A 1,905-nucleotide genomic window follows, 5' to 3' on the forward strand; every position below is an offset into this window, starting at 1 on the left:
ATTATACATTTTTGTATTTTTTAAATTGGCATTAATTTCATCTACAATTTTAGCATCATCAGCTAACATTAAGAATCCTACATTATATTGTAATTGAGCATTGTTTGGATCTTTTTCTAAAATGCCTTCAATTAATTTTTGGTACGTTACAATATCATTATTTCTGTAATAAATTGTAGCATGATCCATTTGAATCTGTATATCTTCCGGATTTAATCTAATTGCTTCCAAAAAATCTATTTTTGCCTGTTCATCATTTTTATTAAAAAATGAAAGTGATGCAATGTTTTTGGCTAAACTAGCTTCGGTAATAGCAAACTTACCTTTTCCTGTACCTTTTAAGCCAACTGCTTTAATTTGTCGGTAATATTTTTCTGCATCTATATACTCTTCAGCTTGCATTGCAGTAATTGATGCATTTTCTAAATTAGCAACATCTGTTGGGTCTAACTGATATGTGTTATAAAAAACTCTAGATGCTTCTTTATATTTTTTAGAAGAGTTATAGGCAAATGCCATTTGTAAAAAAACAGGTTTGAAAGAATCAATTGTATTTTTAATTTCATCTGTAAATACCTTTTTCTCTTGATTTGCTTCAAAATCAAGTGTTTTACGCATAGCTTCTACCATAGTTGTAAATGCTTCTGGAGTAAATATTTTCTGAATCATCATTGGATTAGGTTGAGCTCCCATAGTTGACATTTCAGCTAATGGTTGCATAGCTTTATAGAAATTCGCAGCAACTTTATCATTTTCGGAAGTTGCAACGGCTTCTAACTTTAAAACGGTTTCTTTGTATTTAGAAAAATCATCAGCAGACAATTGGTCTTTATCATACAACTTTTTTAATGTTTTTAATTCATCTTTTTGAGCGTAAGTTGATGCAAAAGCCAACAGTAAAGCCCCTAATACAATTTTTTTCATTTCGTTACTATTTTAGTTTTAAAAAAAGCCCAACGAATTGGGCTTAAAAATTATTCCAATTCTTCGTTGTTGTCTGTTTCAACATCTGAATCAATATTTTCTGGTGTTTCTTCTTCAGAAGTTTCAGCTTCCAATACTTCTATTGGATTTCCATCTTCATCTAATTCCACTACTACTTCATCTTCACGCAACACTTTAGTTACAGCTGCGATAGAATCATTTCCTTTAATATTGATTAATCGTACACCTTGAGTCGCTCGACCCATCACACGAAGGTCAGATACCATCATACGAATCGTTAAACCTGATTTGTTAATAATCATTAAATCATCATCATCCGTTACGTTATTAATTGCAATTAACGAACCTGTTTTTTCTGTAATGTTTAATGTTTTCACACCTTTACCACCACGATTTGTAATTCGGTACACATCTTCTCCGTCATCATCAACTAATTTAGTACGTTTTCCGTATCCATTTTCAGTTACAACCAAAATTTGTGTTTCATTAATATCATCTTTATTAACAGTTACAATTCCAATAACTTCGTCAGCTTCATCTTTTAAAGTAATTCCTCTAACTCCAGAAGCCGTTCTACCCATTGGACGTGTTTTAGCTTCTTCAAAACGAACCATTTTACCAGATTTCCCAGCAATTAATACTTGACTTTCACCATTGGTTAATTTTGCTCCTAATAATTCATCACCTTCTTTAATAGTTATTGCAGCAACTCCGTTTACACGTGGTTTAGAATACTTCTCTAAAGAGGTTTTCTTCACCTGACCTTGCTTGGTTACCATAATTAAGTTATGACTCTTAATATAATCTTGGTCTTTTAAGTCTTGTGTGCAAATATAAGCGGCAACTTTATCGTCTGGTTCTATATTAATAATATTCTGAATTGCTCTTCCTTTACTTGCTTTTGTTCCTTCAGGAATTTCGTACACACGCATCCAGAAACATTTTCCTTTTTGAGTAAAG

General features: G+C 31.7%; 2 protein-coding genes. Both read right to left on the reverse strand.

Translation table 11 applies throughout. From position 1 onward, the window contains the following. The coding region (locus ABWO04_RS11565; RefSeq protein ID WP_353079840.1) for a tetratricopeptide repeat protein at window positions 1-924 on the reverse strand (924 nt) is incomplete at its 3' end. Window positions 925-974: 50 nt separating this feature from the next. Continuing rightward, window positions 975-1,905 (reverse strand): DNA gyrase C-terminal beta-propeller domain-containing protein (locus ABWO04_RS11570; protein ID WP_353079841.1); only part of this gene is annotated, 931 nt, incomplete at its 5' end.

It is taken from the genome of Flavobacterium sp., from assembly GCF_040382755.1.
Lineage (GTDB): Bacteria > Bacteroidota > Bacteroidia > Flavobacteriales > Flavobacteriaceae > Flavobacterium.